At 73.0% G+C, this 21,222-nt stretch carries 24 protein-coding genes; 17 read left to right on the top strand and 7 right to left on the bottom strand.

The window, feature by feature from the left end; genetic code table 11:
- Nucleotides 1–10: 10 nt before the first annotated feature.
- Nucleotides 11–2,164: a 4-alpha-glucanotransferase gene (malQ, locus tag P2F65_RS08475; RefSeq protein ID WP_275806018.1), complete on the bottom strand. Its 2,154-nt coding sequence runs from the start codon at nucleotides 2,162–2,164 to the stop codon at nucleotides 11–13.
- Nucleotides 2,165–2,271: 107 nt separating this feature from the next.
- Between malQ and P2F65_RS08470 the strand changes: the two genes are divergently transcribed.
- From P2F65_RS08470 to P2F65_RS08455, 4 genes are all read left to right on the top strand, one after another.
- Entirely contained in the window at nucleotides 2,272–2,838 is a 567-nt protein-coding gene (locus P2F65_RS08470; RefSeq protein ID WP_275806017.1) for an NYN domain-containing protein, read from the top strand.
- Nucleotides 2,839–2,923: 85 nt separating this feature from the next.
- Complete coding sequence (locus P2F65_RS08465; RefSeq protein WP_275806015.1) at nucleotides 2,924–3,577, top strand: LON peptidase substrate-binding domain-containing protein; 654 nt, start codon at nucleotides 2,924–2,926, stop codon at nucleotides 3,575–3,577.
- Nucleotides 3,578–3,645: 68 nt separating this feature from the next.
- On the top strand, nucleotides 3,646–4,713 hold the full coding sequence (locus P2F65_RS08460) for an NAD(P)H-binding protein (RefSeq protein ID WP_275806013.1): 1,068 nt from the start codon (nucleotides 3,646–3,648) through the stop codon (nucleotides 4,711–4,713).
- A 164-nt stretch (nucleotides 4,714–4,877) separates the two neighbouring features.
- On the top strand, nucleotides 4,878–5,597 hold the full coding sequence (locus P2F65_RS08455) for a hypothetical protein (RefSeq protein WP_275806011.1): 720 nt from the start codon (nucleotides 4,878–4,880) through the stop codon (nucleotides 5,595–5,597).
- A 44-nt stretch (nucleotides 5,598–5,641) separates the two neighbouring features.
- Here P2F65_RS08455 and P2F65_RS08450 read toward each other — a convergent pair whose 3' ends face one another.
- Nucleotides 5,642–5,821: a hypothetical protein gene (locus tag P2F65_RS08450; RefSeq protein WP_275806009.1), complete on the bottom strand. Its 180-nt coding sequence runs from the start codon at nucleotides 5,819–5,821 to the stop codon at nucleotides 5,642–5,644.
- A 16-nt stretch (nucleotides 5,822–5,837) separates the two neighbouring features.
- Here P2F65_RS08450 and P2F65_RS08445 point away from each other — a divergent pair, with 16 nt between their 5' ends.
- From P2F65_RS08445 to P2F65_RS08435, 3 genes are all read left to right on the top strand, one after another.
- A complete protein-coding gene (locus tag P2F65_RS08445; RefSeq protein ID WP_275806007.1) occupies nucleotides 5,838–6,479 on the top strand; it encodes a hypothetical protein in 642 nt (213 codons plus the stop codon).
- 102 nt (nucleotides 6,480–6,581) lie between these two features.
- Nucleotides 6,582–6,989 carry a hypothetical protein gene (locus tag P2F65_RS08440; RefSeq protein ID WP_275806005.1) on the top strand — a complete coding sequence of 136 codons (408 nt, stop codon included), beginning with the start codon at nucleotides 6,582–6,584 and terminating at the stop codon, nucleotides 6,987–6,989.
- 44 nt (nucleotides 6,990–7,033) lie between these two features.
- A complete protein-coding gene (locus P2F65_RS08435; protein WP_275806003.1) occupies nucleotides 7,034–7,687 on the top strand; it encodes a vWA domain-containing protein in 654 nt (217 codons plus the stop codon).
- Between the two features lie 16 nt (nucleotides 7,688–7,703).
- Here the strand turns inward: P2F65_RS08435 and P2F65_RS08430 are convergent, their stop codons facing one another.
- Together P2F65_RS08430 and soxR are read right to left on the bottom strand one after the other, a co-directional pair.
- The gene (locus P2F65_RS08430) at nucleotides 7,704–8,789 is read right to left on the bottom strand and encodes a serine hydrolase domain-containing protein (RefSeq protein ID WP_275806001.1); all 1,086 of its coding nucleotides are present in this window, start codon (nucleotides 8,787–8,789) and stop codon (nucleotides 7,704–7,706) included.
- Nucleotides 8,786–9,277, bottom strand: a complete 492-nt coding sequence (gene soxR, locus P2F65_RS08425; protein WP_275805999.1) for a redox-sensitive transcriptional activator SoxR — start codon at nucleotides 9,275–9,277, stop codon at nucleotides 8,786–8,788. The genes P2F65_RS08430 and soxR overlap by 4 nt, the downstream gene beginning before the upstream one ends.
- A gap of 89 nt (nucleotides 9,278–9,366) precedes the next feature.
- On the opposite strand from soxR, the gene P2F65_RS08420 reads away from it, so the two are divergent.
- Complete coding sequence (locus P2F65_RS08420) at nucleotides 9,367–9,891, top strand: DUF664 domain-containing protein (RefSeq protein ID WP_275805997.1); 525 nt, start codon at nucleotides 9,367–9,369, stop codon at nucleotides 9,889–9,891.
- Between the two features lie 14 nt (nucleotides 9,892–9,905).
- Here the strand turns inward: P2F65_RS08420 and P2F65_RS08415 are convergent, their stop codons facing one another.
- Both P2F65_RS08415 and P2F65_RS08410 read right to left on the bottom strand, forming a co-directional pair.
- Nucleotides 9,906–10,688 carry a fructosamine kinase family protein gene (locus P2F65_RS08415; RefSeq protein WP_275805995.1) on the bottom strand — a complete coding sequence of 261 codons (783 nt, stop codon included), beginning with the start codon at nucleotides 10,686–10,688 and terminating at the stop codon, nucleotides 9,906–9,908.
- Nucleotides 10,681–11,595 (bottom strand): PfkB family carbohydrate kinase, encoded by a 915-nt coding sequence (locus P2F65_RS08410; protein WP_275805993.1) that lies wholly within the window; start codon nucleotides 11,593–11,595, stop codon nucleotides 10,681–10,683. Before P2F65_RS08410 ends, P2F65_RS08415 begins: the two co-directional genes overlap by 8 nt.
- A gap of 366 nt (nucleotides 11,596–11,961) precedes the next feature.
- Between P2F65_RS08410 and P2F65_RS08405 the strand changes: the two genes are divergently transcribed.
- The 7 genes from P2F65_RS08405 to P2F65_RS08375 all read left to right on the top strand — a co-directional run bounded on the left by P2F65_RS08405 (nucleotide 11,962) and on the right by P2F65_RS08375 (nucleotide 17,108).
- On the top strand, nucleotides 11,962–12,714 hold the full coding sequence (locus P2F65_RS08405; RefSeq protein ID WP_275805991.1) for a GAF and ANTAR domain-containing protein: 753 nt from the start codon (nucleotides 11,962–11,964) through the stop codon (nucleotides 12,712–12,714).
- A gap of 122 nt (nucleotides 12,715–12,836) precedes the next feature.
- On the top strand, nucleotides 12,837–13,667 hold the full coding sequence (locus P2F65_RS08400; RefSeq protein WP_275805989.1) for a DsbA family protein: 831 nt from the start codon (nucleotides 12,837–12,839) through the stop codon (nucleotides 13,665–13,667).
- 10 nt (nucleotides 13,668–13,677) lie between these two features.
- Nucleotides 13,678–14,736 (top strand): phosphatase domain-containing protein, encoded by a 1,059-nt coding sequence (locus P2F65_RS08395; protein ID WP_275805987.1) that lies wholly within the window; start codon nucleotides 13,678–13,680, stop codon nucleotides 14,734–14,736.
- A 37-nt stretch (nucleotides 14,737–14,773) separates the two neighbouring features.
- On the top strand, nucleotides 14,774–15,634 hold the full coding sequence (locus tag P2F65_RS08390; protein WP_275805985.1) for a DNA-formamidopyrimidine glycosylase family protein: 861 nt from the start codon (nucleotides 14,774–14,776) through the stop codon (nucleotides 15,632–15,634).
- Nucleotides 15,631–16,188: a DUF2199 domain-containing protein gene (locus tag P2F65_RS08385; protein ID WP_275805983.1), complete on the top strand. Its 558-nt coding sequence runs from the start codon at nucleotides 15,631–15,633 to the stop codon at nucleotides 16,186–16,188. Before P2F65_RS08390 ends, P2F65_RS08385 begins: the two co-directional genes overlap by 4 nt.
- Before the next feature lie 35 nt (nucleotides 16,189–16,223).
- The gene (locus P2F65_RS08380) at nucleotides 16,224–16,553 is read left to right on the top strand and encodes a rhodanese-like domain-containing protein (protein WP_275805981.1); all 330 of its coding nucleotides are present in this window, start codon (nucleotides 16,224–16,226) and stop codon (nucleotides 16,551–16,553) included.
- Between the two features lie 39 nt (nucleotides 16,554–16,592).
- Entirely contained in the window at nucleotides 16,593–17,108 is a 516-nt protein-coding gene (locus tag P2F65_RS08375; protein ID WP_275805979.1) for a hypothetical protein, read from the top strand.
- A gap of 39 nt (nucleotides 17,109–17,147) precedes the next feature.
- On the opposite strand, the gene P2F65_RS08370 is transcribed toward P2F65_RS08375, so the two are convergent.
- Nucleotides 17,148–18,722 carry a M20/M25/M40 family metallo-hydrolase gene (locus P2F65_RS08370; RefSeq protein WP_275805977.1) on the bottom strand — a complete coding sequence of 525 codons (1,575 nt, stop codon included), beginning with the start codon at nucleotides 18,720–18,722 and terminating at the stop codon, nucleotides 17,148–17,150.
- Between the two features lie 209 nt (nucleotides 18,723–18,931).
- Here P2F65_RS08370 and P2F65_RS08365 point away from each other — a divergent pair, with 209 nt between their 5' ends.
- Together P2F65_RS08365 and P2F65_RS08360 are read left to right on the top strand one after the other, a co-directional pair.
- A complete protein-coding gene (locus P2F65_RS08365; protein ID WP_275805975.1) occupies nucleotides 18,932–20,146 on the top strand; it encodes an ATP-binding protein in 1,215 nt (404 codons plus the stop codon).
- 128 nt (nucleotides 20,147–20,274) lie between these two features.
- Nucleotides 20,275–21,222, top strand: coding sequence for a DUF808 domain-containing protein (locus tag P2F65_RS08360; RefSeq protein ID WP_275805973.1), 948 nt, complete (start codon nucleotides 20,275–20,277; stop codon nucleotides 21,220–21,222).

Raw genomic sequence — 21,222 nt, 5'->3', positions numbered from 1 at the left:
TCCCCGGCCGCTACGACCGCCGGCTGACCGCCTCGGCCAGCCTGACGGCCCACGGCGAGGCCATGACCTCCTCGAGCCCGACCGGCTTGCCGTCGGGGCCGGCCAGCGGCAGCCGCCAGTTCGGGTACTCGTCCGAGGTGCCCGGCTGGTTGATGCTGCGGATGTCTCCGACGAGGTCGGTGACCGCGACGCCGAGCATCCGCGAGGGGGACTGGCCCAGCAGCCGGTGGAGGGCCTCGACGGTCTCGGGCACGCCGGCGCCCTCCGGCAGCAACCCGCGCCCTGCGAGCATCGCCCGCACGTTGCCGATGGACTCCTCCTCGACGGCCCGCTCCTCCTCGACCGGCCGCGTCAGCAGGCCCAGCCGGTCGCGCAGGGCGACGTGCTCGAGCCCGAGGTAGCCGGCCGTCGGGGGCAGGTCGTGGGTGGTGACGGTGGACAGGCACAGGTCGCGGTACTGCTCCGGCGGCAGCGGGAGGCCATCGGCGTCCCACTCGAACCACAGGATGGAGGTGCCGAGGATGCCGCGCTCGCGCATGTAGTCGCGCGCCCACGGCTCGACCACGCCGAGGTCCTCGCCCACGACGACGGCGCCGGCGCGCTGCGCCTCGAGCACCAGGATCCCGACGAGGGCCTCGTGGTCGTAGCGGACGTAGGTGCCCTCGCTCGCGGGGTGGCCCTGGGGCACCCACCAGAGCCGGAAGAGGCCGATGATGTGGTCGACCCGGATGCCGCCGGAGTCCCTCAGCACGGTGCGCAGCATGTCGCGGTAGGGCGCGTAGCCGAGCTCGGCGAGGCGGTCCGGCCGCCACGGCGGCTGGTCCCAGTCCTGGCCGAGCTGGTTGAACTGGTCCGGTGGGGCGCCGACGGTGACCCCGCGGGCCAGCGCGTCGGCAAGACCCCAGGCGTCGGCCCCGCGCGGGTTCACCCCGACGGCGAGGTCGTGCACGACGCCGAGCGACATCCCGGCGGCCCGGGCGTCGCGCTGCACCGTGGCCAGCGCTCCGTCGAGCACCCACTGCAGCCAGCGGTGGAAGTCGACCTCGTCACGGTGGCTCTCGCGAAAGTCCGCGACCGCCTGCGACGTCGGGTCCTGCAGGTCCGCAGGCCAGGACGTCCACGGCAGGCCGTGCTCCTCGGCGAGGGCGCACCACGTGGCGAAGGTGAGCAGACCCTCGCCCTCGGTGCGGCAGTAGCGGGCGAAGTCGCGGGCCCGCCGGCCGCTCAGCCCCAGCCGGTAGACCTCGTGCAGGGCCACCCTCTTGGCCGCCCACACCGCGTCGCGGTCGATGGCGTCCTGCGCGTTGAGCGCACGGGCCGACTCGGCGGCGTCGCGCGCCCTCCGCAGGGCGGCCCCGGACAGGCCGGCCGCCTCGGGGATCTCCTCGACCCGCAGGTAGACGGGGTTGACGAAGCGACGGGTGGTCGGCAGGTAGGGCGAGGGCTCCATGGGCGCCACCGGCTCCGCGGCGTGGAGCGGGTTGACGAGGACGAAGTCCGCCCCGAGGTCCTCCCCCGCCCAGGCGGCGAGCTCGGCGAGGTCGGACAGGTCCCCGATGCCCCAGGAGTCCTTCGAGCGCACCTGGTACACCTGCTCCATCAGGCCCCACACCCGCCCTTCGCGCAGGGCGGTGGGCAGGGCAAGGGAGCCCGGGGTCACGACGAGGGTGGCCTCCGCGGTCCATCCGGTGGCCGGGCCGTCCCCCTCCGCGGGTCCGCTGACGTGGGCGCGCAGCCGGTGCCAGCCCAGGGGCAGGTCGCCGGGCAGCTCGAAGGTCGCCTCCCCGACCTCGGCGCCGTCGACCCCGCGCGGGTCGACCCAGTGGTCGACCTGGCGCACGGGCCGGGCGCCGCCGTCCTCGAGCTCCACCTCGAGGTGGACGCTGGAGCCGTGCGGCACGTGCACCGGCACCCATGGCGTCCAGCCCTCGCGGCACACGACGGTGGGTGGCAGGGTGCGGCGCCAGTGGCGCTCGTCCACGGCCGCCAGCGACCGTGCGGCATCCTCGTCGGTGCCGGCCTCGACGCCGAGGGCGCCGAGCACGGCCCGGATCGTCCCGTCCGGCACGGTGACGTGCCCGCCCTGCCAGTCCCAGTACTCGGTGGCCACCCCGAAGGCGTTCGCGAGGTTGACGAGGGTCGCGCGCGGAGCGGCGGCGTCCATGGCGGTCACTCCTTCAGGCGGTCGGGCGGCGACGGTCCGGGCGCTCGCAGTCTGCCACGCGGGCCATCCCCGCGCCGGGTACCCGCCTGCTCCCCTATGGTCGGGCCATGGCCGAGCAGAGCTCCCGCACCACCTACGTCCTCGTCGACGGCGAGAACGTCGACGCCACGCTCGGCACCTCGATCCTGTCGCGGCGCCCCCAGCCCGACGAGCGGCCCCGCTGGGACCGGCTCCTGCAGTTCGCCGAGGAGGAGTGGGGCCAGCCCGCGCGCGGACTGTTCTTCCTCGCCGCCGGCAGCGGGGAGCTCCCGATGCCGTTCATCCAAGCCCTGCTGGCCATGGGCTACCGGCCGATCCCGCTCTCGGGCGGCCCGCACCAGAAGGTCGTCGACCTCGCCATCCAGCGCACCATGGTCGAGCTCCAGCGGCGCGAGGCCGACCTCATGCTCGTCAGCCACGACGGAGACTTCCTCCCCCAGCTCGAGGGCCTCATCGACGGCCGCCGCGTCGGGGTCGTGGCCTTCGAGGAGTTCGCCAACGCCGGGTTCGTGCGCCTCGAGGAGCGCGGCCTGGAGTTCTTCGACCTCGAGTACGACGTGCGGGCCTTTCGCTCCCCGCTGCCCCGCGTGCGGGTCATCCCGATCGACGAGTTCGACCCGACCGACTTCCTGTGAGCGGCGGCGGCCTCCAGGGAGGCCGGGCCCGGCTCGGAGGCGGTGGGCCCGGCTCGGGCACCGGGCGGCGGACGTACGCTGGGTCATGGCCGTGCTGCCACTGTTCCCCCTCGGCACGGTGCTCATGCCGGGCGCCCAGCTCCCCCTGCAGGTCTTCGAACCGAGGTACCTGCAGCTGTTGCACGACCTCATCGAGAACCAGGACCGGCAGGTGCCGGTCTTCGGCGTGGTCGCCATCCGTGAGGGCCACGAGGTCGGCGCCGACGGCGTCAAGGCGCTGCACGCCGTCGGGTGCGCGGCCCAGCTGACCCAGGCCGCCGCCCTGGGCGACAACCGCTTCCTCGTCATCTCCACGGGCATCTCACGCTTCCGGCTCGAGGGAGTCGACGAGGCCGCCGGCACGGCCTACCCCACCGGGGTCGTCAGCTGGCTGAGCGAGCCCCTCGGCGACCGCGACGCGGTGGCCGCCCTCGCCCCACGCCTGCGCAGCGAGCTCCTGCGCTACCGCGCCGACGTCGGTGCCGATCCCCTCGAGCCGCCGGTCGACCCGTGGGAGCTGTCCTACTGGGTCCCCCGGGCCCTCATCCTCGACATCGGCGACCGCCAGCTGCTGCTCGCGAGCAGTGACACCGAGGCCCGGCTGCGGCTCGGGCTGCAGCTGGTGCGCCGCGAGCAGGCGGTGCACGCCGCGCTCGGTGCGGTGGGCCGTCCCCCCGAGCCCCCGGTCAACCTCAACTGAGACGCCCTGCCCACCGGCCGGTATGCCGTGGCGTTGCCGACCTGGTCGGCCTCTGTTTCCATCGAGCGGTGAGAGTGCTCGTGACCGGGGCCAGCGGCTACGTGGGCCGGCGGCTGGTGCCCCTGCTCCTCGAGCGGGGCCATGAGGTCACTGCCACGTTCTCGAAGGTGGAGACCGCGGACCGCTTCCCGTGGCGCGCGGACGTGACCGCCGTCGGCATGGACGTGCACGAGCCCAGCCAGGTGATGACGGCCGTCGAGGGCGCCGAGGCGGTCTACTACCTCGTGCACGCGATGGGTGGCCTTGACTTCGTCAACCGTGACCGGCAGGCTGCGCACCACCTCGCCCACGCGGCGATCGAGCACGACGTGGGCCGGCTCGTCTACCTCTCCGGCCTCGTGCCGCCGGTGCCACCCGAGCGACTCTCGGCGCACCTGCGCTCGCGCCACGAGGTCGAGCAGATCCTCGCCGCCTCGGGCGTGCCGACGCTCACCCTGCGCGCGGCGATCGTCGTGGGAAGCGGCTCCACGTCCTTCGAGATCCTGCGCCAGCTCTCCGAGCGGCTTCCGGTGCGCACCGTCCCCGCCTGGATGAGCTCGGACGTCCAGCCGATGGCCGTGGGCGACACCCTCGAGGTGCTCGTCCGCTGCCTCGACGTGGACCCGGTCACCCGTGCCTACGACATCGGCGGCGACGAGCGGATCTCCTACCGGGGGCTGCTCGACCTCTACGCCGAGGTCGCCGGCCTGGTGCGCCCGGAGGTGACCCTGCCGGTGGCGCCCACGGGCTTGGTCGGGTGGCTGGCCGGACAGCTCACCGACGTGCCGTCCGCCACGGTGGAGGCGCTCGTGGAGAGCCTGCACCACGACATGGTCTGCCGTGAGGAGGACTTCAGGGCCGACCTGCTGCCGGCCGGCTACAGGCTCACGCCCCTGCGCGAGGCCCTCGGGCGCGCCCTGGCCCGACCCGGCTCCGGCGAGGAGCCGCCCGACCCGCTCGGCCCGGTGCCGGGCGACCCTAAGTGGGCCGGAGGCGAGATCCACGTCGAGGACGGCACCGCGGTGCGCAGCCCGCGCAGCCCGGCGGCCTCGCTGCTGCTGGGCCTCCCGCGCATCGACTGGGACGCCGAGCACTGACCCTGCCGGCCACGCTGCGCGCGCCGACCCGGCGCGGTCGGGACTGGCGAACGCGTCGCCACCGGTGCCACGGGAAATGGCCCGGCAGAACGGTGGCGTGGCGGCCCGGGCAGGCGCAGACTGATCAGGGGTCCACCTCCTTTCACCGACCCGTGGGAGTCACCATGTCGCGACGCGTCGCTCTTTCGCCGGACATCGTCCCTGTGCTCTCGACCGGACGTCACCGCTCACCCCGCAAGGGCGCCTGCTTCATGGAGATGGCGTCCTACCTCGCGGGCGAGCGGTGGAGCGACCATCCGAAGTGCACGCACCCGCTGCTGGCCGGACTGGCCCGCCAGATCAACGACACGGTGCCCGACTCCGTGCGCTCCCGGCTCGCGCCGATGATCCCCTCCGTGATCGGGCTGACCAGCGACGACCTGCACGTCGACGCGAGGCTGGCGCTGCACAGCGCGACCACCGCCCTGCCGATCGCCTCCGCGACGCGACAGAACGTGCTCGCCCTGGGGATCCTCTCGTGTGAGCGGATGCTCGCCGAGCTGGACGGCCGGCCGCGCGACAGCCTGACACCGGAGTCACGCGACGCGCTCGACCAGGTGCCCGCGGCCGAGCAGTGGGCGCGCGAGTTCCGGGCCGACCTGCCGCTGACGGCCCGGGCGTTCCGGCGCCAGACCGCACCGCACCTGGTGGCACTCGCGGTCGAGGGCATGTCGGAGGCCTGTGTCGACGACCCGTACGACCGGCTCGTCGACCTGCTCTCCGAGTGCATCGCGATGACCGCCGAGATGGTGCAGGAGCGCACCGTCACCGGTACACCGGTCACCTGGGCTGCCGACGCGGTCGCGGAGCACCGTCCTGCGTCACCGGCCCCGGCCGAGAGCTGACACCTGCCGCCGCGCCGGTCCTTGCCGAAGGGGCCGGCGCGACGTCATGCCTGCCGCGGCGGGGAGGGGCTGGTGGACTCCGCCTGCTCCAGCCGCTCCTGCAGCCGGCTGCGGATCTCGTCGGGCTCGAGCTGCACGCGCCGACGCTGGTCACGGGCCATGATGGCCCCGGTGGCGGCGACGCCGGCGAGGCCGGCGATCCCGAGGACTTTCCAGAGCTTCACGACAGGAGACCCTTCCGTGGACGAGGCAGTGCTGAGCCTAGACGCGGCCGTCGACCTGACGCGCACCGGCGACGTGTGGCTCTTCCGCGGCAGGTCGGCGGCAGACCACGCGATCAGGGCCGTCACGAACGCGCCGGTCAACCACGTGGGCATGGCCGTGGTGCTCGACGACCTGCCGCCCCTGATGTGGCACGCCGAGCTCGGGCACGGCCTGCTCGACGTCTGGACCGGCACCCACCACCGCGGCGTGCAGCTGCACGACCTCAGCGATGCGGTCGTGCAGTGGTGCGACCGCTACGAGCAGCGCGCCTGGCTGCGCCAGCTCCAGACACCCGTGACGCGGGAGATGGAGGACGCCGTGCTGCGCACCATCGCCCGGCTCGACGGCACGCCCTTCCCCGCGACCGCGGCGCTCGCCGGCCGGTGGCTGCGGGGTCGACTGCGCCGCCACGCGGCCCTCGAGACGACGTACTGCGCGGAGGTGGTGGCGGCGACCTACCAGGCGATGGGGCTGCTCGACGGCCAGCGGCCGACGAACTTCTACGACCCCGGCATGTTCTGGTCCGGCGACGGCCTGCAGCTGCTCGACGGCGCCCGCCTCGGCGAGGAGATCCGCGTCCAGGTCCCGAGGGAGGTCGGCGCGCCGGCCCAGCGGTAGCCCCGGTTGCCTGCCCGGCCCACGGCCTGTGGACACCACCCCGCACAAGGTTCTGAGTCGCACGTGTTGAGTATCCGCAGTTAGTGCGGTACAGTCGGTGCCATGAAGCGCAAGGAGACCAACGCCGTCGCCGAGGCCGTCGCTGCCGCCGAGGCGGAGCTGGCCCAGGTCGACCCCGAGCAGCCCGACGCTGCGCTGCCCCACCTGCGGGCAGCGCAGGAGCACCTCACCGCGGCGGTCGACGAGGCCATGGCCGCGGTCATCGTCGAGTCGGGCAGCAGCATCCGCAGCGCGGGAATGCTCGCCGGACTGTCCGAGAACGCCGTCGGGCCGCGCCTGGCGCGCACGAGTCTCCTCGCGGCCTACGGCAGTGAGAGCGGGCGGGTGACGGCCTCGGGCGTCGAGCGTGCCCGCTACGACCTCGAGCAGGGCCGGCACCGGACCGCGGACCCCGCCGAGGGTGCCCCCGCGAACAGACCCATGCGCTTCCGGGCGCGACGCACGACCTGACCGACGCCACCCGGGCGCCGCAGGACCACCTCGAAGGGGGACGCATGACCAACACCAACCTCACCCACCTGTACTTCCTGCTCGACCGCTCGGGATCGATGCAGTCGATCAAGCAGGACACCCAGGGCGGGTTCGACGCCTTCATTGAGGAGCAGCGCCGCCAGCCGGGCGAGTGCCGCGTCACCCTGGCGCAGTTCGACAACGAGTACGAGCAGGTCTTCGCGGACCGCCCGATCGCGGACGTGCCGCCGCTGCGGCTCGAGCCGCGGGGCACCACCGCCCTGCTCGACTCCATCGGCCGCCTGGTCACCAGCGCCGGCGAGCGCATCTCGCGGCTGCCGGGCGCCGAGCGTCCCGGCAGCGTCGTCATCGGCATCATGACCGACGGCCACGAGAACGCCTCCAGCGAGTACACCCACGCTCAGGTCAAGGCGCTGATCGAGCGTCAGACCCGCGACCACGACTGGCAGTTCCTCTACATGGGAGCCGACCAGGACGCCATCGAGGTGGGCGCCAGCATCGGCGTCGACGCCGCGCATGCCGTGACCTACAGCCGCGACAGCGTGCACGCCGTGATGGGCGCGACCTCGGCCAACGTCAGCCGCTACCGCACCGCCCGGTCCCAGGGGATGGCAGGCCGCGAGGCGTCGCTGATGCTGGACTACACCGACGACCAGCGCGAGGCGGCCTCCGACTGAGCCCTTCCGCGGTGTGTCACAGGGGTGGGACGCCGATGACGGAGCGCAGGGCGTTCTCGACGGCGTCGGAGCGGTCGTGGCTGCCCATGCTGCCGGTCACGAAGCCGTAGGCGTAGGCCCCGCGGGTGCACGCCCAGCCCACGCTGCCACCGGTGCCGCCCATGCCCCAGCCGTCGTCGTCGACCGCGAAGCCGAGGCCCCATGACCGCGGCTCCCCGCCCATCACGCGGTCCACACCCGACGCCTGGGCGCGCGCCGCCTCGTCCCGCAGTGCCGGCGACAGGAGCTGTCCCTGCAGCAGCGCGGCATACAGGCCGGCCACGGCGCGGGCGGTGCCGTGCCCGTTGATGGCCGGCACCTCGGCCCGTCGGAAGCGCTCGCTGTTGACCACGTCAGTGGTGAAGGCGCCCGGCGGGTTGAAGAGTGCTCGGCGCAACAGCTCGAACCGTCCCGGGGCGTCGCGCGACCACTGCGGTGCATCCAGGCCGGTCAGGTCGGCGGCCCGGGTGAGCTCGGCGTCGCGCAGCCCGATGGCGAAGTCGAGGCCGAGCGGACCGCAGACCTCGTCGCGGAGGAAGGCGCCGGGGGTCCTGCCGTCGACCCGACGCACGAGCTCGCCCACGAGGTGGCCGTAGAAGAGGGCACTCTCACCGATCGCGGTGCCCGACTCCCACAGCGGCTGCTCGGACGCCAGCCGGGCGCACATCGCGTCCCAGTCGTGCCACAGCGACTCGGGTGCCGGCTCGGCCAGCGCGACGAGCCCGGTCTGGTGCGAGAGCACCTGACGCACCGTGGCCGGGGCGTGCAGCTCGGGCCAGTACCGCTGGGCGGGGGCGTCGAGGTCGAGCCGACCGCGGTCGACGAGCACGAGGGCCGTGAGCGCCGCGAACGGCTTCGTGACCGAGTAGGGCATGGCGATGGTGTCGCGCTGCCAGGGTCGGGTGCGGTCTGCGTCGGCGTGGCCACCCCAGAGGTCCACCACCCACCGGCCGTCGTGCCAGGCGGCGACCGCCGCCCCGGTGCCCGGCTGGGCGTCGATGACCTCGGTGAAGGCGTGGCGCACCTCCTCGAACCCCGCGGCGACCTCCCCCTCAACGCTCATGCGTCAGCCTCGAGGCCGTCGACAGGGCGAGGGCGCCGCAGCAGCGGCGGGAGCTTCGTGGCTCCCGGTGCCTCGGGGGAGGTGGCCGCCTCGTCCCGGGGGTTGGAGATGCCGCACTGCTTCAGGCTCAGGCAGCCGCAGCCGATGCACGAGTCGAGCCGGTCGCGCAGCGCCTCGAGGGCGGCCACCTGCTCGTCGAGCCGGTGCCGCCAGTGGGCCGAGATGCGGGTCCAGTCGGCCTTGGTGGGGGTCCGGTTCTCGGGGAGACGGGCGAGCTCGGCCCGCACCTCCTCCAGCGAGAGCCCGACGTTGGTCGCGGCCCGGATGAACGCGAGCCGGCGCAGCACCGACCGGGTGTAACGGCGCTGCCCACCGGCCGTGCGGGAGGCCTGGATGAGTCCCTCCCGCTCGTAGTAGCGCAGCGCCGAGGGGGCGAAGCCGCTGCGGCGAGCGACCTCGGCGACGGTCAGGACGTCGTGCGCGTCCACGGGCCTCCCTGCATGGGTCGACGGGCTCGGCAGCATTCTCCCCCGATCGTCGGGTGCCGCGGGCGCACTCCCTGCCTAGCATCGAGGGCATGACGCTGGGTGAGCTGCTGGTCGACTCCTTCAACCGCATCAGGGAGGGGGTGCACGAGGCCGTCGAGGGACTCGCCGCCGAGGAGCTGGCCGAGCGGCCCGGCCCCGAGGCGAACTCGATCGCCTGGCTGGTCTGGCACCTGGCTCGCATCCAGGACGACCACGTGGCCGACCTCGCCGGGGTTGAGCAGGTCTGGACCACCCAGGGGTGGGCGAGGCGGTTCGGCCTGCCGTTCGACGACGCCGACACCGGCTACGGCCACTCGCCGACCGAGGTGGACGCCGTGCGGGTCGCCCCGGAGCTGCTCACCGGCTACCTGGACGCGGTGCACGAGCAGAGCGTCGCCTTCGTCTCGGGCCTGGGCCTGGAGGACCTCGACCGCATCGTCGACGAGCGCTGGGACCCGCCCGTCAGCCTCGGGGTGCGGCTGGTCAGCGTCATCAACGACGACCAGCAGCACGTCGGGCAGGCCGCCTACGTGCGCGGGCTCATGGAGGCGGGTCGCGCCGAGCTGGTGGGCTGAGCCGCACGGCCGCGTCAGCGGTAGCGGCGGGCGTGCTCCAGGCTCTGCCGCACGTACCCTCCCCCGAACAGCACGGCGTGCACCATCAGCGGGTGCAGCTGGTGCAGGGCGACGCGCTCGGGCCACTGGGCGTCGAGCCGGTGCTGGGCGAGGTACCCGGGGAGGACGAACTCCAGGTGCGGGCAGCCGAAGAGGGCCAGCATGGCCAGGTCGCTCTCGCGGTGGCCTCCGTGCGCCGCTGGGTCGATGAGCACGGCGCCGTCTCGGGTCCACAGCAGGTTGCCGGACCAGAGGTCGCCGTGGATGCGGGCGGGCGGCGCCCCGTCGTCGAACTCGCCCCGCGCCACCCGAGCCGCGATTGCCTCGACTAGTGCGATATCGGATCTGCGGTAGACACCTCTGTCGACGGCAAGCGCCAGGGTGCGCAGGAGCTGGGCCGCGTGGAACTCGCCCCAGGAGTCGCTCGCCCGCAGGGTCAGCGGCAGCGGCTCCGAGAGCGGCCCGAGGAAACCGTCGCCGACCCAGCCGTCCGGTGGCGAGCCGAAGGCCGGTGCACCGGCGTCGTGGGTGCGGGCCAGGGCCGCGCCGAAGGCCTCCGCCGCCACGGGGTCGGGGTTGACGAAGGTCAGACGCCGCAGGTCGAGGTGGTGGTCTGCGACCTCGAGCACCTCGGCGACGGCCGCCCCAGCCGACGCGGACCCCAGCCACGCGAGACCGGCCGCCTCCCACCGGAAGTAGCCCTCGGGCGCACTGGCGCTGCCCTTGCGGAAGACCTCCTCCGGCCTCGACTCAGGCACGGACACCCACCTGGCGCTCGAGCCACTGCTCGTCGAGGGTGGGGTCGGCCAGGTGCGGGCTCGCGACGCACCCCGCCGCGACGGCGGCCCCGGCACGCAGGCTCCGCGGCCAGTCCCAGCCGCGGCTGTGCCCGTAGGCGACCCCGGCGCAGAACGCGTCACCGGCACCGTTCGGGTCGACCGCGTCCACCTCGACCGGTGGCACGAACAGCGGCTCGTGGCCCGGCAGCAGCGCCGTCGCACCCCGGCTCCCGTGGGTCACCACCACGAGTTCCCGGCTGCGCGCCAGGTGGCCGGCGAAGCCCACGGCGTCGTCCAGCGCCTCGTCGGAGAGGAAGAGGTAGCGGGCCGCGGCGACGAAGTCGCGGTGGAACTCCTGCTCCCCGTCCCAGTCGTGCACGTCCACCCAGACGGGGGTGTCGGCGGCGGCCAGGGCGGGCAGCACCCTCCGGGCGTAGTTGGCCAGGTTGACCCACACGTAGTCGGCCCCGACCGTGAAGGCCGCCAGCTCCTCGGCCGAGACCATGGAGTCGTCCGGGTCGTGCGTGCCGCCGTTGACGTAGACGCTCGCCCGACGGCCCGCGGGGTCCATGAGGTTGACGTGCCGCTCGGTGCCGGCGGGGTCGGTCACCCGGGTCAGGTCCACCCCTGCGTCGGCCAGCTCCGCAGCAGCACGGTCCCCCTCGGGGTCGTCGCCGACCAGGGCGTGCAGCCGGGTGGCGAATCCCAGCCGGGCCAGGTTCAGGGCCTTGCCCGAGCCGGTCGCACCGATGCCTTCCCGTGCCGCGGTGGCGAAGAGGGTCTCCGTGCGACCCTGCGGCAGCCGGGGCACGTCGATGACCTGGTTCCAGCTCACGCCGCCGACCACCGCCGCGCTCGGCCGGCGCGACGCGCCCAGGGCACCCATGCGGCCATCCTGCCCCACGGCATACCGGATCTTTGTCAATCCCTGACCGGGTCTTCTCCTGCCGTATGCCGTGCGGCTGGGAGGTTGCCTGCCATGCAGCTCACCGTGCGTGCGCGCCCGAGACCGACCGTGCCGGCTGCCGTCCTCCTGGTGGCGGCCGGCACGGTCGTCGCGCACCCGGAGTGGGTCGCCCCGATCTGGCCGTAGGCGCCACCGCCTGACCGGCCGCATGGACCCAGCGTGCCACCGTCGATTCCTCCACGGCGGTGGCACGCTGGCGCTCGTTCGCGGGCAGGGCCTGGGGCTCCTCATCGCGGGAGGTTCCGGATTACGGTTGGACCACCCAACCCCCGAGAGGAGTGCCCCATGAGCCACCAGTCGAGCGCGGTCCCGACGACGCCCACCGAGCGTCTGATGGCCGCCCTGTCCGGGGTGCTGGGGTCGATGGAAGAGCTGGGGTCCTACCTCGACGGCCTCGTCTTCGCGGTGCGCGACAACGTCGAGCACTGCGACGCCGTCGGGGTCACGATCGTCCTCGAGGACCGTCCGCGCACGGCGTCCTACACGACGGCGCGCACCCTGGAGATCGACGCGGTGCAGTACGCCGTCGACGACGGCCCGTGCCTGGACGCCTACCGCAACCGCCGGGAGAACCTCGTCGACCTGGCCGGCGCGCACGAAAGGTGGCCGATGTTCACCTCTGCGGTCGACACCGCCGACGTGCAGTCGCTGCTGGCCATGCCGCTGCTCTCGGGTGGGCGCTGCTTCGGCGCCCTCAACCTCTACGGCAGGACGCGGCACGCCTTCGACGACACCGACCGTGCGCTCGTGCGGATGGCCGCCTCTCGCGCGGCCGACGCGGTCGGCGCCGTCCTCGAGCTCGAGGGGGCCCGCGAGCTGGCCGCGCAGATGGAGCAGGCGATGGCCAGCCGGGCTGTGATCGAGCAGGCCAAGGGGGTGCTCATGGGTCGTCACGCCATCGACGAGACGCAGGCCTTCGAGGCGCTCCGACGCCACTCCCAGAACCGCAACGTCAAGCTTCGCGCCCTGGCCGCCGAGATCGTCGGCGAGGTCGTCGGCCGGGTGGAGCGCGTCACGGGAGACGAGCTGCCGGCCTGACAGCTGGTGGACGGAGCCCCCGCGCGGCGGGGGCCATGGGTTAGTGTCGACACCACCTGAAGCAACCGGGTGCAGCCGCAAGGGCTGGCCGGTTGCTTTTCTGTCTCCTGGAGGAGGTGCGCGTGCCCGCATCCTGCCGACACCCATCCCACCGAACCGTTTCCCCCCTACACCCGTCCCGACACGTCTCCGACCGACACCGGGGCTCCGCCGCCCTCGGCCTGAGCTCGTGGTGCGCCCACGCGAGCCGCTCGCTCGACCACAGGCCGGGATCCACCGAACAGTGGCGGGTCCGCCTCGGCTCGGCCTTCCGGGCCACCGGCCCGGCGCCCCGCGACGTCGAGCGCCCGCTGCTGGTCTACCTGCACGACCCCTACTGCCCATGGTCCTACGGCTACCTGCCCGCCCTCAGCCAGCTGCTCCACGAGATCGACGGCGAGGCTGACCTCGAGGTCGTCAGCATCGGCCTCTTCCACGGGGAGCCCATCGCCGCCACGACCTCGCCGCTGCAGGCGGTGCGGCGGGCCACCGGCGCACGCTTCGGCCCCGGGTACGAGCTGGCGCTCGCCGACGGCGTCATGCCGCTCGACTCCCGGGCGGCCGCGGCTGCGGTGATCAGTCTCACCGCAGCCGCCCCGGCCCGGGTACTGGAGGGCCTGTGGGCTGCACAGCGGGCGTTCTTCTGGGAAGGCCGGAGCCTCGCAGACCCCGCCACGGTCAAGGACGTCGCCGACGGCCTCGGGCTGGACGGCGACGCCGTGGCCCTGTTCGCGGGGTCGAGCCGAGCCGCGGAGCTCGCCGAGGAGGACTTCCTCCTCGCCCACGACCTCGAGGCCCGCCGAGGCCCCACGTTGCTGCTCAGCCACGGGAGGCGCCTGAGCGAGCTCGAGGGCCCAGGAACCAGCGGCGACCAGCTCGTCGAGCAGTTCAGGAGCGTGCTCGCCAGGCCCTAGGGTTCTGGCCATGGCCCGCCCCCACGCCGCCGCGATCGTCGAGGACGCCTGGCACCGTCAGGTCAACGCCCTGCTGCGGGGACGGGGGTGGAAGAACCGGGTCGTCAGCCACACCGGGTACGGCTCGGAGGACTTCGTCCGCGTGCTGGGCCGAGTGCTGCTGACCCGTCGACCGGAGGAGCACCCCGGCGCCGACGCCGAGGCCTCGGTGTCGGAGCTGCGTGCCGCCGAGGAGGAGCAGCGGGGGTGGCGCGCCTTCATCACCGCGCCCTCGATGAACGTGCCGGTGACCATCACCGTCGGCCGGCGCACCGTCCGCGCCCGCTCCGACCGCAGCGGCTACATCGACGTCACGGTCAAGGACCACGGGCTCGACCCCGGCTGGCACGAGGTCGAGATCGAGGCGCACGATGCCGAGAGCGTGCGGGCCGCGGTCTGCGTTGTCTCGCCCGAGGCCACCTTCGGGATCATCAGCGACATCGATGACACCGTGATCAGCACCTCCCTGCCCCGTCCGTTGATCGCCGCCTGGAACACCTTCGTGCGCACCGAGAGCGCCCGCCACGTCGTACCCGGCATGGCGTCGCTCTACCGGGAGCTGCTGGCCGAGCACCCCGACGCCCCGATCGTCTACGTCTCCACCGGGGCGTGGAACACCTCGCCGCACCTCAACCGGTTCCTCAAGAGGCACGGCTACCCCCTCGGCCCCTTGCTGCTCACCGACTGGGGTCCCACCAACACCGGCTGGTTCCGCTCGGGTCAGGAGCACAAGCGCTCGTGCCTGCACCGCCTCGCCAACGAGCTGCCCCACATCCGGTGGGTGCTCGTCGGCGACGACGGCCAGCACGACCCCAAGATCTACGGCGACTTCGCCGAGGAGCGCCCCGACCGGGTGCAGGCCATCGCGATCCGCGAGCTGACGCCCACCGAACAGGTGCTGTCCCACGGCATACCGGTCTCCAACGAGGAGCTGGCCCCCCGCCACAGGCACCACAGGGATGTCCCGGTGTGCCGCGCCGGTGACGGGTGGGGGCTGCTGCGGCTGCTGCGGGTGGCCCTGGCCCGCTGAGCCCGCACACCGCCGCGGCTGCGGGCATGATGGGCCCATGCCCGAGCTACCCGAGGTGCAGGCGCTGGTCGACTTCCTGTCCGCGCGCACGGACGGCCTGGCGGTGACCGGCGTCGAGCTGGGGTCGATCTCGGTGCTCAAGACGTTCAACCCACCGCCGCAGGCGCTCGTGGGGCTGCCCGTCGACGCGGTCGCCCGGCACGGGAAGTTCATCGACCTCGACTGCTCCGGCACGCACCTGGTCTTCCACCTCGCGCGGGCGGGCTGGCTGCGGTGGAGCGACTCGATCTCGCCCACGACGCTGCGGCCCGGCAAGTCGCCGATCGCCCTGCGGGTGCGCTTCTCCGACGGCTCCGGGTTCGACCTGACGGAAGCCGGCACGAAGAAGCGGCTCGCGGCCTACATCGTGAACGAGCCCGCCGAGGTGCCCGGCATCGCCACGCTCGGCCCCGACCCCCTGGCGCCGGAGTTCACCCGGGAGGTCTTCGGCGGGCTGCTGCACAGCCGCCGCGCACAGGTCAAGGGCGTGCTGCGCGACCAGTCGGTCATCGCCGGCGTCGGCAACGCCTACTCGGACGAGGTCCTGCACGTCGCGAAGATGTCGCCGTTCGCGATCGCGGCGACGCTCGACGAGGCGTCGGTGGATCGGTTGTATGCCGCGCTGCGGGAGACGCTGTCGGCTGCGGTGCTCGCGGCCTCCGGGAAGCCGGCGGCCGAGCTCAAGGACGCCAAGCGGGCAGGCATGAGGGTGCACGGCCGCACCGGGGAGACGTGCCCGGAGTGCGGTGACACGGTGCGTGAGGTCTCGTTCGCCGACTCGTCGCTGCAGTACTGCGCGACCTGCCAGACCGGGGGCAAGCCGTTGGCCGACCGCCGGATGTCGAGGCTGCTCAAGTGACCGAGGCTGCGGTTCCCGCCGCCGCGCCCTGCCCGACCTGCGGGGCGTTGCACCTCGACCTCGCAACGGCGATGGGGTCGGGTTCGCCGCACGCCTGGGACGTCGCGACCGCCGCCCAGCGCGCCGCCGGCGAGCTCACCGAGGACCTCTGCTTCCTGCCCGAGGCCGGCCCCGAGGGCGGGACGTCGTACTTCCTGCGCGCAGAGCTGGCGCTGCCCCTGCTCGACGGCGCGGACCGGTCGTCGTTCTCGTGGTCGGTGTGGGTGCTGGTGAGCGGCGAGAGCCTCGAGGTGCTCTTCGAGCACTGGGACGAGCCCGACCGGGCCGAGCGGGTGCCACCCGTCTACGGGCTGCTGGCGAGCGAGCTGCCCTACGAGCCGTCGACGCTCGACGTGCGGGCCGTGGTGCACACCCGCGCCCCCGGCCTGGTGCCGCGGATCGAGGTCGAGCAGGGGCACGACTCGGAGCACCCGCTCGCCCGCGAGCAGGCGGAGGGAATCAGCTGGCACCGGGTGGCCGAGCTCAACGCCGCGGTCTACGGAGAGCTGCACTGAGCGCAGCAGGTCACGTGCGTGTCAGGATGACCGGTATGAGTGAGATCCCCCAGATTGCGCACACCGAGGTGCCCGACCACGCCGTCATCCTCGACGTCCGCGAGCAGGACGAGTGGGACGCCGGCCACGCCCCCGGCGCCGTGCACATCCCGCTCGGCGAGCTGCCCTCGCGCCTGCACGAGCTGCCGGACACCGACGACGGCACGCTGGCCGTGACCTGCCGCGGCGGTGGCCGGTCGTCGCGCGCGGTGGCGTGGCTGAGCCAGCAGGGGTTCGACGTCGCCAACCTCGAGGGCGGCATGAAGGGCTGGCACGCGGCGGGCAAGCCGGTCGTCTCCACCTCCGGGCATCCGCAGGTCATCTGAGCCCGAGCCGTTCGCGCCGGTCGTCACTACGCTGAGGAGATGGCGTGGTTCAGACGAGGTGCACGCTCGACGGCGACCGAGGAGCCACGAGCCGGGTCCGCAAGCCCGTCGTCGGGTGCGGGTCTCGGTCTCGGTGACGAGGTCCCCCTGACGCCGGTGGTCGAGAGCGTGCCCGAGCATGAGCAGGCGCGCATCGCGACGGCACTCGTCGAGCTCGAGGCGGTCGGCGTCGACGTCGACGACCTCGGCTCGATCGGGGCGGGCCTCGACGCGGCCTTCGTCGCCTGGGAGTCGGCGCCGGAGCCGGAGCGGGAGCCGCACGACCGCATCGTCGAGCGCTTCGCCCTCGGCATCGGCGAGCACCTGCACCGCCACACCGACCTGCGCTGGCAGCTGGTGACCGACGCGTTCGGCACCGACCTCGCGGTGGCCGACGGCATGCGCGGCGGCTTCGTGGTGGTGCCGATGAACCTCGTCGCGGTGCGCTGGCTCCGCCGCGAGCAGGGCTGGGTGCCGGGCGTCGTCGGACACCTGGTGCGGCTCCGCACCCGCTGAACTGCAGGACTGCGGAGCCGCACCAGCCGGCCACGTGACTCAGGCGAGGAACCTCGAAAACACCCGGTGCATGAAGTCGGTGCCCTTGGCGAGGGCGTCGACGTAGATGCGCTCGTCGTTGCCGTGCATGCCGACCAGCTGCTCGTTGCTGATGACGTAGGGGTAGACGCCGTAACCCGGGATGCCCTTGGCCCGCCAGGGCCCGAGGCTGGTCCCCGCCTCGAACAGCGCCGGCGAGAACCGAGCCGAGGGGTAGGTCTGCACGGACGCCTGCGAGATCGCCTCGTAGAGGGGGGTGTCGAGGTCGGCCGGCTCGGTCGCCCAACGAGTGTCGAGCTGGTCGAGGTACTCAGCCTCCGAGACCCCGGCCGGTGCCGCGAGCTTCACCTCGACGTCGCGCCGGGCCATCTTCTCCCGCACGACAGCCAGGAACTCGCGCGGCTTCTGGCCTCCCGGGATGCCGCGGCAGTTGACGCGCACGTGGGCCTCTGAGGGGATGACGTTCTCCTTGTAGCCGGCGTCCTCGATGACCAATGCCGTCGTCGTCCGCAGCAGGGCACTGTGCAGGTACGGGTAGTCGGACCTCGCGACGACGAGCTGGGCGGCGCGCTCCCGGGCCTGCTGACTGCGCGCCGACAGCATGAGCCGGATCGCCTTGGCCCACCAGCGATCCTCGGTGGCCTCGGCCAGCGCCTCGAAGTACTCCCGCGTGACGTCGGTGAGGTGCACGGGCGCAAGGTCGTCGCCGAGGTCGGCGACGGCGCGCGACAGCGCGACGATCGCTGAGTCCGGCATCGGCTTGGAGGAGTGGGTGGCGGTGCCCGCGGCATACAGGTCGAGGTTGAAGTAGACCTTGTCCTGCCGGGTCACCGTGATGAGCATCGGCGTCGTCCGATCAGACTGGGCCAGGAACCAGCCACCCTCGGTGAGAACCATGCCGCAGTCGAGCTTGTCCCAGTGGTTCTGGGCGAGCCAGGTCGAACCGTAGCTGCCCGCCTCCTCGTCGCAGTCGGTGAGCACGATGATGTCGCGCTCGAAGCGGGCGCCCTCCGAGAGGTGGCGCAGCAGGGCGGCGATGGACGCGGCGTTGGCGCCCTTCATGTCGAGGGCGCCGCGACCGTAGACCTCGCCACCCTTGACCTCTCCCGCAAAGGGATCGGTGGTCCAGTTCTCCCGTTCCACGGGGACGACGTCGGAGTGGCCGAGCAGCAGCAGGGGAGCTGCCGAGGTGGTGCCCTCGACGCGGGCGATGAGGTGGACGTTGTCGGGCTGCGGTGTGGGGATGATCTCGGCCGGGACGCCGGCGGCGTCCCACACCGACTTCAGCCACTCCGCGTGCGGGCGGGTCTTGCCGCCCTGGCCGAAGTTCTGGGTGTCGAAGGACAACATCTTCTTCAGCAGGTCGAGGGGGTCGGGCGCGGGCGCGGCCGTCGCGCGGCCGCCCAGTGGCGCGGCGACGGCGGCGTCGGGTCGCGCCGCGGCCTGTGCACCGGCGGCGGCTCCACCCACGACCGCGACGCCGCCGACGCCGGTGAGGAAGGAACGTCGGTTGAGGGGTCGGGGGGCGACCAGCCGCTCGTGGAGCCCGGACGGGTCGTGCTGCTGCGGTGACATGAGTTCTCCGTTCCGTAAATGCGCTGACACTCCAGACGTTGCTCCCAGCGGATGGTGCATTTCATCCCAAATCAGGTCATGTTCGGTGAACGGCTGACGAAACGGTGCAGGCGGTCGCCCAGAGGGGATGGGCGGCCTCGGGCGACACGTCGATGGCGGCGTATCGCGAAATCTCAGGGATCCGCTAGAGACCCCCATAGCCTGCGATCGTGGACCCGATCCGTAACCCCTACGCCCCCGGCGCCGGCCAGCGCCCGCCCGAGCTCGCCGGACGCGACGAGCAGCTGCAGGCGTTCGACGTCGTGCTGGAGCGCATCTCGCGCGGCCGGCCCGAGCGCTCGATCGTGCTCACCGGTCTGCGCGGTGTCGGCAAGACGGTGCTGCTCAACGCGCTGCGCTCGTCGGCCGTGCGGGCGCACTGGGGCACCGGCAAGCTCGAGGCGCGTCCCGAGCAGCGCCTGCGTCGGCCCCTGTCGGCCGCGCTCCACGTCGCGGTCCGCGAGCTCGGCCACCCGCAGGGCGACGACGTCGACCACGTGCTCGGCGTCATCAAGGCGTTCGCCCAGCGTGACGCGGCGCCGAACGCCAAGCTGCGCGAGCGGTGGAACCCCGGCATCGACGCGCCGGCGGTGACCGGACGCGCCGACTCGGGCGACATCGAGATCGACCTCGTGGAGCTGCTCAGCGACGTGGGTGGTCTCGCCGCGGACGTGGGCAAGGGAGTCGCCATCTTCATCGACGAGATGCAGGACCTCGGCGCCGAGGACGTCTCGGCCATCTGCGCCGCCTGCCACGAGATCAGCCAGTCGGGCCTGCCGGTGATCGTCGTCGGGGCCGGCCTGCCCCACCTGCCCGCGGTGCTGTCGGCGAGCAAGTCCTACAGCGAGCGGCTCTTCAAGTACCAGCGCATCGACCGCCTCGACCGCGAGGCCGCCGACCGGGCCCTCTCCGCGCCGGCCAAGGAGGAGGACGCCGAGTTCACGCCGGAGGCCCTCGAGGCACTGTATGCCGCGACCGCCGGCTACCCGTTCTTCGTCCAGGCCTATGGGAAGGTCGCGTGGGACGTGGCCCCCCAGAGCCCGATCACCGCAGATGACGTGAAGGTGGCCGCGCCCGAGGCCGAGGCGGAGCTGGCGGTCGGGTTCTTCGGCTCGCGCTACGAGCGTGCCACCCCCGCGGAGCGGGAGTACCTGCGGGCCATGGCCGACGCCGCGCTGCAGCTCGGCGAGTCGGGCGAGGAGCCGCTCGACGAGACCGAGTCCGTGCCGACCGCGTCGGTGGCGGCGGTGCTCGACCGCAAGCCGCAGTCGCTGTCACCCGCCCGCGACGCCCTGCTGAAGAAGGGCCTCATCTACTCCGGCGAGCGCGGCCGCATCGCCTTCACGGTGCCCCACTTCGGCCGGTACCTGCGCGCGAACGGCTGACCCGGGCGTGGTGGGCAGTGGCGCGGGAGCGCGGGTAGCCTTCCGCGTGTGCTGACGCCTCCGTTCCGGGTGCCCGCTGGGCGCCGCTCACCCGCCACCGACACCGTCCCGACAGGGGTGGGTCGCTGATGGCGGGCGGACTCGTCGCGCTGCTCGACGACATCGCCGCGCTGGCCAAGCTCGCGGCTGCCTCGGTCGACGACGTCGGTGCCGCGGCAGGCCGAGCCAGCGCCAAGGCCGCGGGTGTCGTCGTCGACGACACGGCCGTGACCCCGCGGTACGTGCACGGCTTCGAGCCCGAGCGCGAGCTGCCGATCATCAAGCGCATCGCCATCGGCTCGCTGCGGAACAAGCTGCTCATCATCCTGCCGGTGGCCCTGCTGCTCAGCCAGTTCATCCCCTGGCTGCTGACCCCCATCCTCATGGTGGGTGGCACCTACCTGTGCTACGAGGGCGCCGAGAAGATCTGGGAGAAGGTCAGCGGCCACCACGAGGAGCACGAGGGTGAGCCGGCGGCCTCCGTGGGGCCGGAGCAGGAGAAGTCCATGGTCTCGGGGGCCATCCGCACCGACTTCATCCTCTCGGCGGAGATCATGGTCATCGCCCTCAACGAGGTCGCCGACGAGCCGTTCGTCTCCCGCACCATCATCCTGGCCGTGGTCGCCGTCGGCATCACGCTGCTCGTCTACGGCGTCGTCGGCCTGATCGTGAAGATGGACGACATCGGCCTGCACCTCGCGGAGCGCGACTCCGGCGCCGCCCAGGCGGTCGGCCGGTTCCTCGTCAAGGGGATGCCGAAGCTGCTGGCGGTGCTGTCCACCGTCGGTATCGTCGCCATGCTGTGGGTGGGTGGCCACATCCTGCTCGTCGGCGTGGACGAGCTGGGCTGGCACGCTCCCTATGAGCTGGTGCACCACCTCGAGGAGGCCGTGCACGGGGTGGCCGGCCTCGGTGGTTTCCTGGCGTGGCTGGCCAACACGCTGGCGTCCGCGCTCATCGGGCTCGTCGTCGGTGCTGTCGTCGTCGCCGTGATGCACCTCGTCCCGCGCCGCCAGAAGGCGGCCGCCGGCCACTGA

Source organism: Knoellia sp. p5-6-4, from assembly GCF_029222705.1.
Taxonomy (GTDB): domain Bacteria; phylum Actinomycetota; class Actinomycetes; order Actinomycetales; family Dermatophilaceae; genus Pedococcus_A.
The sequence above is the reverse complement of the archived record's forward strand: the minus strand, read 5'-3'. Positions and strand labels throughout refer to the sequence as shown.

Excerpts from the sequence above, each read along its gene's own strand:
- P2F65_RS08360 (WP_275805973.1), top strand. The coding sequence starts at position 20,275 with ATGGCGGGCGGACTCGTCGCGCTGCTCGACGACATCGCCGCGCTGGCC.
- P2F65_RS08435 (WP_275806003.1), top strand. The coding sequence starts at position 7,034 with ATGACCAACACCAACCTCACCCACCTGTACTTCCTGCTCGACCGCTCG.
- P2F65_RS08375 (WP_275805979.1), top strand. The coding sequence starts at position 16,593 with ATGGCGTGGTTCAGACGAGGTGCACGCTCGACGGCGACCGAGGAGCCA.
- P2F65_RS08380 (WP_275805981.1), top strand. The coding sequence starts at position 16,224 with ATGAGTGAGATCCCCCAGATTGCGCACACCGAGGTGCCCGACCACGCC.
- P2F65_RS08420 (WP_275805997.1), top strand. The coding sequence starts at position 9,367 with ATGACGCTGGGTGAGCTGCTGGTCGACTCCTTCAACCGCATCAGGGAG.
- P2F65_RS08405 (WP_275805991.1), top strand. The coding sequence starts at position 11,962 with ATGAGCCACCAGTCGAGCGCGGTCCCGACGACGCCCACCGAGCGTCTG.
- P2F65_RS08370 (WP_275805977.1), bottom strand. The coding sequence starts at position 18,722 with ATGTCACCGCAGCAGCACGACCCGTCCGGGCTCCACGAGCGGCTGGTC.
- P2F65_RS08465 (WP_275806015.1), top strand. The coding sequence starts at position 2,924 with ATGGCCGTGCTGCCACTGTTCCCCCTCGGCACGGTGCTCATGCCGGGC.
- P2F65_RS08395 (WP_275805987.1), top strand. The coding sequence starts at position 13,678 with ATGGCCCGCCCCCACGCCGCCGCGATCGTCGAGGACGCCTGGCACCGT.
- malQ (WP_275806018.1), bottom strand. The coding sequence starts at position 2,164 with ATGGACGCCGCCGCTCCGCGCGCGACCCTCGTCAACCTCGCGAACGCC.
- P2F65_RS08430 (WP_275806001.1), bottom strand. The coding sequence starts at position 8,789 with ATGAGCGTTGAGGGGGAGGTCGCCGCGGGGTTCGAGGAGGTGCGCCAC.
- P2F65_RS08440 (WP_275806005.1), top strand. The coding sequence starts at position 6,582 with ATGAAGCGCAAGGAGACCAACGCCGTCGCCGAGGCCGTCGCTGCCGCC.
- P2F65_RS08470 (WP_275806017.1), top strand. The coding sequence starts at position 2,272 with ATGGCCGAGCAGAGCTCCCGCACCACCTACGTCCTCGTCGACGGCGAG.
- P2F65_RS08455 (WP_275806011.1), top strand. The coding sequence starts at position 4,878 with ATGTCGCGACGCGTCGCTCTTTCGCCGGACATCGTCCCTGTGCTCTCG.
- P2F65_RS08390 (WP_275805985.1), top strand. The coding sequence starts at position 14,774 with ATGCCCGAGCTACCCGAGGTGCAGGCGCTGGTCGACTTCCTGTCCGCG.
- P2F65_RS08410 (WP_275805993.1), bottom strand. The coding sequence starts at position 11,595 with ATGGGTGCCCTGGGCGCGTCGCGCCGGCCGAGCGCGGCGGTGGTCGGC.